This is a genomic window from Vibrio sp. B1-2, from assembly GCF_963888445.1.
GTDB lineage: Bacteria > Pseudomonadota > Gammaproteobacteria > Enterobacterales > Vibrionaceae > Vibrio > Vibrio anguillarum.
The window spans coordinates 90,106-96,238 of record NZ_CAWPJH010000008.1; the positions used below are offsets into that span (position 1 = coordinate 90,106).

Below are 6,133 nucleotides of genomic sequence, written 5' to 3' on the forward strand. Positions count from 1 at the left end.
GTTTAGTTGAGCATTATGAGTCGTAAAACCGAGTCCCCCCTTTTTTCTGCGCATGGGCAAGCGCTGCAGCATGAGCCTTGTCCGCAATGTGGTGGCCAATTACAGCTTCGTCGGGGTAAGCATGGGCTGTTTTTAGGCTGTAACCATTATCCCAATTGTGACTATATTAAGCCGCTGCAGCAAAATGATGGTCATATCGTTAAGGAGTTGGGTGTGCCATGCCCAGAGTGTGGCCATGAATTAGTGTTACGCCAAGGTCGTTATGGCATGTTTATCGGGTGTAGTCATTATCCGCATTGCCACCATATCCAAGATACAGATTCCCCTGCAGACAATGTTCCTCAGTCAAAACAGCTTTGTCCTGAATGTTTGAAAGGCCATTTAGTGGAGCGAAAAACGCGCCATGGTAAAACTTTTCATGCTTGCGATAATTACCCTAAATGCAAGTTTGCCGTTAATCAGCAACCTGTTGCCGGTAAATGCGAAAAATGTGGGTTTGGATTATTGATAGAGAAAAAACTCGCCAGTGGTATCAAGCTGCAATGTGCTGATCGAAAATGTGGTCATATTCAATCCGCCATAGAGTAAAGTGACGGCATATGAAAATGGCACATTGAACGTGCCATTTTTTATCCGTATTTATCGTCAATTAGGTTTGTTTTAGAGCGTCGGCTTGAGCGCTTGAACAAAATGGTGCAAGGCTGGATACGTTGTCGCATCAAGTACTTCAGCCAAGCGACAGAGCGTTCGTTGCAACTGCGCGTTGTAATCTGCACTGACATTAATATGGCCCATTTTGCGCCCAGCACGTTTCTCTTTGCCATACCAATGAATGTGGCAGCCTTCAATCGCCATCACGGCTTCTGGTAAATTGTCCTCACCCAAAATATTAATCATCGCGGTTGGGCGAAGTAACTTCGTGCTGCCTAAAGGTAAGCCACATACTGCGCGAAGGTGATTCTCAAATTGACAGGTTTCTGCGCCTTGCTGTGTCCAGTGACCAGAGTTATGGACTCGTGGTGCAATTTCATTCACCAACAATGTTCCCTGCACATCAAAAAACTCGAGCGCTAGCACACCGACATAATTGAGACGAGCGGCAACCGAGGTAAACATCGACAGTGCTTGCTCTTGCAAGGCAGGGTCATCTATCGCCGTTGATAAACTCAGTACACCGTTAATGTGCACATTTTCTGCCAGCGGGTAAACCGCGATGCTGCCATCTTTGGCACGCGCGCCGACTAACGAGACTTCACGATCAAAGGGAACAAACTGCTCTGCCACTATCGCTTGAGTCGGAGTAGCTTGGATACAGGCTTCCATTTCTGGCCAAATGAGCTCTGCTTGTGAAGCTTCTTTTAAACGCCATTGACCCTTTCCGTCATAGCCACCCAGTGCACTTTTTAGAACCATGGGCAGGCCGATGTTGGTTATCGCGGCATCTAAATCTTCACGAGTATTAATCACAAAGTATTGGGCATTTTTTGCGTTGGCTTCATCGAGTAGCGCTTTTTCAAGACGGCGATCGCCTCCGGCTTTAATGGCTTCGACGCTAGGAAGAAACTTACCACTTTGCTCACAAACAGTGAGGATTTCATGGGGAATATGCTCAAATTCAGCGGTAATGACATCCGCTTGTTTGATCGCATTGTCTAAACCATGACCAGTGATGTGTAATGTCAAAGGATGGACGATGTTACCGCTGCCCACATCAAAAGCGGAGATTTGAATGTTCAGAGGAGCGCCAGCCAGCGCCATCATGCGTGCCAGTTGCCCAGCGCCCAAGACTAAAACGTGCATAGTATCAATCCTCTGCAGGGTTAGGGTGGCTCAACACCGCTTCAGTTTGTGCTAAACGAAATGCTTCCACTTTTGCCATGACGGCCTCATCACTGGTGCCGATGATTTGCGCGGCAAGCAACCCAGCATTGGCCGCGCCTGCTTCTCCAATAGCTAAGGTGCCCACCGCAATCCCTTTTGGCATTTGCACAATCGAGAGTAAAGAGTCCATCCCTTTGAGTGCCTTTGACTGAACGGGAACGCCAAGTACCGGTAAGCTAGTAAACGCTGCCGTCATGCCCGGCAGGTGTGCGGCTCCGCCTGCGCCAGCTATGATGACTTTAAGGCCGCGTTCTCTTGCGCTGGTGGCGTAATCGGCAAGAAGTTGAGGTGTGCGGTGAGCAGAGACAACTTTGGTTTCGTATGCCACACCAAATTGATCCAACATGTCAGCAGCTAGCTTCATTGTGGGCCAATCGGATTTTGAACCCATGATAATTCCGACTTTCATCTCAAACTCCTTAATACTTCTAAAAATGGGGTGAGCGGGATAATTTGCGCGCATTATACGAGTATTTTTTCCTTAGGAAAACGTTTGCGTCAGCTTAATTGTGCAATTGATACATTTTATAAACAAATAGCTTTAGCCAGTTTTCAACGAAGTTTGTACACTTAGCCGCACTGTATTAAAGAAACCGATGGACAGTTTTTGTGAATAACTTTGAACACACTTTGCAGGCTCTACGTGACGGTGAAGTAATTGCCTACCCAACGGAAGGCGTGTTTGGGGTTGGGTGTGACCCAGATAACCCGCAAGCCATTCAGAAGCTCTTAGCGCTCAAGCAGCGTCCTGTGGAAAAGGGGTTGATTTTAATTGCGGCCTCTTACGAACAATTGCTTCCTTATATTGATGAGAGCCAGTTGACATCAGAGCAGCTTGCACGAGTACATGCCACCTGGCCTGGCCCTGTGACATGGATAATGCCGACCAGTGATAAAGTCTCTACTTGGGTGAGTGGGCAATTTGATTCGATAGCCGTACGTGTGACAGATCATCCTTTAGTGCAAAAGCTATGCAATGCGTTTGGAAAACCATTAACCTCGACCAGTGCGAATTTAAGTGGTCTTGCACCTTGCCTGACAACGGAAGAAGTTGAATCGCAACTGGGTGAGCAACTGGTTGCGATTTTAGATGGTCAAACCGGTGGTCGAAATAAGCCCAGTGAAATTCGTGACGCGAAAACCTCACAAGTATTAAGACAGGGTTAATCCTGCTAAGGAAGTAAGCGATGCCAACCATTGATAAGCAAGCCGTCAAACAATTTTTGCTTGAGCTGCAAGACTCCATTTGCCAGCAACTTGAACAAGCGGATGGCCAAGCACTGTTTGAAGAAGATGCATGGCATCGCGAACCGAGTGAGCGTTTGGGAGGCGGTGGGCGCACTCGAGTGATGAAAGAAGGCCGTGTTTTTGAACAAGGCGGCGTGAATTTCTCACATGTGCAAGGGCAGCAAATGCCCGCTTCAGCGACCGCGCATCGCCCTGAATTAGCTGGGCGTCATTTTGAGGCGATGGGGGTTTCTTTGGTGATGCATCCAAACAATCCCTATGTTCCGACTTCTCATGCCAATGTTCGTTTCTTCATCGCTGAAAAAGAAGGCGAAGATCCTATCTGGTGGTTTGGCGGAGGATTTGACTTAACGCCTTTCTATCCGTTTGAAGAAGATGCTCAATCATGGCATGCCACGGCGAAAGCACTGTGTGTTCCTTTTGGTGAAAAAGTGTATGCCGAACATAAATCGTGGTGCGATGAGTATTTCTTCCTCCCTCATCGCAATGAAACGCGCGGTATTGGTGGCCTATTTTTCGATGATTTAAATGCTTGGGGATTTGAGCGCTGTTTTGCTTATATGCAAGCTGTCGGTAAAGGATACACCGCTGCGTATTTGCCGATTGTTGAACGTCGTCAAGCGATGGATTACGGTGACAGAGAGCGCCAGTTTCAACTTTATCGCCGTGGTCGCTATGTAGAGTTCAACTTAGTGTATGATCGCGGCACATTGTTTGGTTTGCAAAGTGGCGGTCGAACGGAATCGATTTTAATGTCGATGCCGCCATTAGCTCGTTGGCAATATCGTTATCAAGCGGAAGAGGGCAGCGCAGAAGCGAAATTAAACACCTTCTTGCTGCCGAGGGAGTGGTGACCGCGGTACATTTTCAATGATAGGGGCGCCGAGGTGGCCCTGTTAATTATCGAGAGGCAAGGATATGGCTCAGCACATTGATCAATATGCAGTATTTGGTAATCCAATCGGACACAGTAAATCGCCGATGATCCACACACTTTTTGCACGGCAAACCAGTCAGGAAATGCACTATACCGCTCAACTCGCGGCTCTAGATGGCTTTAAACAAGCGGCTGAAACCTTTTTTGCCTCCGGTGGCCGAGGGTGCAACATTACCGTGCCTTTTAAAGAAGAAGCGTATCAGTTTGCGGATCGATTAACCGAGCGAGCTCAACTTGCAGGCGCGGTCAATACACTGAAAAAATTAGATGATGGCGAAATTATCGGTGATAACACCGATGGAGAAGGTCTGGTTCAAGATTTGCTTCAATACCAAGTGCCACTACGAGGCGCTTCTATTTTAGTGATTGGTGCTGGCGGCGCGGCGCGCGGCGTGATTAAGCCCTTACTCGATCAGCACCCTACAAGTATCGTGATTACCAACCGCACCTTTGCAAAAGCCGAGCAGCTCGCCACGCTTTTTAGTCCCTTTGGCGCGGTAAAAGCAATCGCGTTGGAAGAGATTAATCAGCATTTTGACCTCATCATTAACTCGACCTCGGCCAGCTTGGATGGTGAATTGCCAAATATCGCTCCGACGATCTTCAGTAAGAGCAGTGTGGCCTATGACATGATGTATGGCAAAGGATTAACAACATTCAATCAGTGGGCATTAAGTCATCATTGCGCTCATGCTTATGATGGTTTGGGGATGTTGGTTGGGCAAGCTGCGGAGAGCTTTATGCTATGGCGCGGACTCAGGCCGGGTTCTCGACAAATATTGAGAGAACTGAGAAAAAATCTAGAAGGCTAATCATGAATCAAGCGATTTTATTTCCTGACCGACAAACGTGGCACTCGGCAAGCCAAAGCGTACTTTTTCCTGCTCAACACGCGGGAGCTTTGCTCGAGTGTACGGTACACAAGTCAGTACTGAGCCATCTGTCTGGTGAAATGATTACTAACGGTGAGCAAGCTATTCAAGTTTTTGAACAATGGCGATTTGACCTTGAAGAGCTTGCTGAAAGCTTGATTGAAGATGAAGCGTTCAATTTAGATGGACAAATAGAGATTAAAGCTTAGTTAATGGCTTTCTTTGACACTCGTAAGATAGTCATTTTTGTTCTGCACATAGTTGTCGGAAGATTTAAGCAAAAAAGCTCGCTCTTTATCTGTTAGGGGGCGGATCTGTTTCACTGGGGATCCTACATAAAGATAGCCGCTAACCAATACCTTGTTTGGTGGCACTAAACTGCCAGCTCCAACCATCACCTCCGATTCAACGACTACGCCATCGAGCACAATTGCTCCCATGCCAATTAAGACTCGATCATGGATTACGCAACCATGCAGCATCACTTTATGGCCAATTGTGACGTCATCGCCAATAATAAGTGGAAAACCATCCGGGTTTTCGGTGTTTTTATGAGTCACGTGCAGTACGCTGCCATCTTGAATGTTGCTACGTTGGCCAATGTGAATATGGTTTACATCGCCTCTGGCTGCAACCAATGGCCATATGCTGGAATCATCGCCTAAAACAATATCGCCAACTAACACTGAGCTACTATCTATATAGACGCGCTGTCCGATTTGTGGGGATATTCCTTTATAACTACGAATTGATGACATGCTCGTCTCCTTTAATAACTGACGCCATAAGATAAATTAAACCGAAATAGCGTCAAAACAACTCTTTTTGAATAAAAATCATCCCAACGAACAGAAAATCAAAAAAAACAGCAAAAAGGGGTTGCCAACGTGACGGCGATCTCTATAATGCCGCCTCACTGACACGGCACAGCCAGTAAGGGTTCAAGCCCAACCAGCAGCCAATCAGTAGGTCAAATCGGTAAGACGAAATAATGTAAAAAAGTGTTTGACACTTTTCATTATCTCGCTAGAATGGCCGCCTCTTCAAAGGAAGCCTCGGCAACCCAGCGAAGAACGCTCTTTAACAATATAAACCTATCAATCTGTGTGGGCACTCGTTGATGATAATCAAAAAAGATTTATCAATGAACTGAGTGACCAATCAGAATCAAGTTTACTTGATTTTGGCACAGTCA

General features: G+C 46.8%; 8 protein-coding genes. 5 read left to right on the plus strand and 3 right to left on the minus strand.

Features of this window, described 5'->3' with window-relative positions:
• The first annotated feature begins 15 nt into the window (after positions 1–15).
• Complete coding sequence (locus AACQ75_RS04330; protein ID WP_170889579.1) at positions 16–588, plus strand: DNA topoisomerase family protein; 573 nt, start codon at positions 16–18, stop codon at positions 586–588.
• A 72-nt stretch (positions 589–660) separates the two neighbouring features.
• On the opposite strand, the gene AACQ75_RS04335 is transcribed toward AACQ75_RS04330, so the two are convergent.
• Together AACQ75_RS04335 and purE are read right to left on the minus strand one after the other, a co-directional pair.
• Complete coding sequence (locus tag AACQ75_RS04335; RefSeq protein WP_094146993.1) at positions 661–1,800, minus strand: 5-(carboxyamino)imidazole ribonucleotide synthase; 1,140 nt, start codon at positions 1,798–1,800, stop codon at positions 661–663.
• Between the two features lie 4 nt (positions 1,801–1,804).
• On the minus strand, positions 1,805–2,290 hold the full coding sequence (purE, locus tag AACQ75_RS04340; protein ID WP_010319910.1) for a 5-(carboxyamino)imidazole ribonucleotide mutase: 486 nt from the start codon (positions 2,288–2,290) through the stop codon (positions 1,805–1,807).
• A 200-nt stretch (positions 2,291–2,490) separates the two neighbouring features.
• On the opposite strand from purE, the gene AACQ75_RS04345 reads away from it, so the two are divergent.
• From AACQ75_RS04345 to AACQ75_RS04360, 4 genes are all read left to right on the plus strand, one after another.
• The gene (locus tag AACQ75_RS04345) at positions 2,491–3,048 is read left to right on the plus strand and encodes an L-threonylcarbamoyladenylate synthase (protein ID WP_017043689.1); all 558 of its coding nucleotides are present in this window, start codon (positions 2,491–2,493) and stop codon (positions 3,046–3,048) included.
• A 20-nt stretch (positions 3,049–3,068) separates the two neighbouring features.
• Positions 3,069–3,983 (plus strand): oxygen-dependent coproporphyrinogen oxidase, encoded by a 915-nt coding sequence (gene hemF / locus AACQ75_RS04350; RefSeq protein ID WP_170889581.1) that lies wholly within the window; start codon positions 3,069–3,071, stop codon positions 3,981–3,983.
• A gap of 64 nt (positions 3,984–4,047) precedes the next feature.
• Complete coding sequence (aroE, locus tag AACQ75_RS04355; RefSeq protein WP_017049609.1) at positions 4,048–4,878, plus strand: shikimate dehydrogenase; 831 nt, start codon at positions 4,048–4,050, stop codon at positions 4,876–4,878.
• 2 nt (positions 4,879–4,880) lie between these two features.
• Positions 4,881–5,147, plus strand: a complete 267-nt coding sequence (locus tag AACQ75_RS04360) for a DUF1488 family protein (protein ID WP_010319906.1) — start codon at positions 4,881–4,883, stop codon at positions 5,145–5,147.
• Here the strand turns inward: AACQ75_RS04360 and AACQ75_RS04365 are convergent, their stop codons facing one another.
• Positions 5,148–5,696: a gamma carbonic anhydrase family protein gene (locus AACQ75_RS04365; RefSeq protein WP_013855523.1), complete on the minus strand. Its 549-nt coding sequence runs from the start codon at positions 5,694–5,696 to the stop codon at positions 5,148–5,150.
• Between the last annotated feature and the right edge of the window lie 437 nt (positions 5,697–6,133).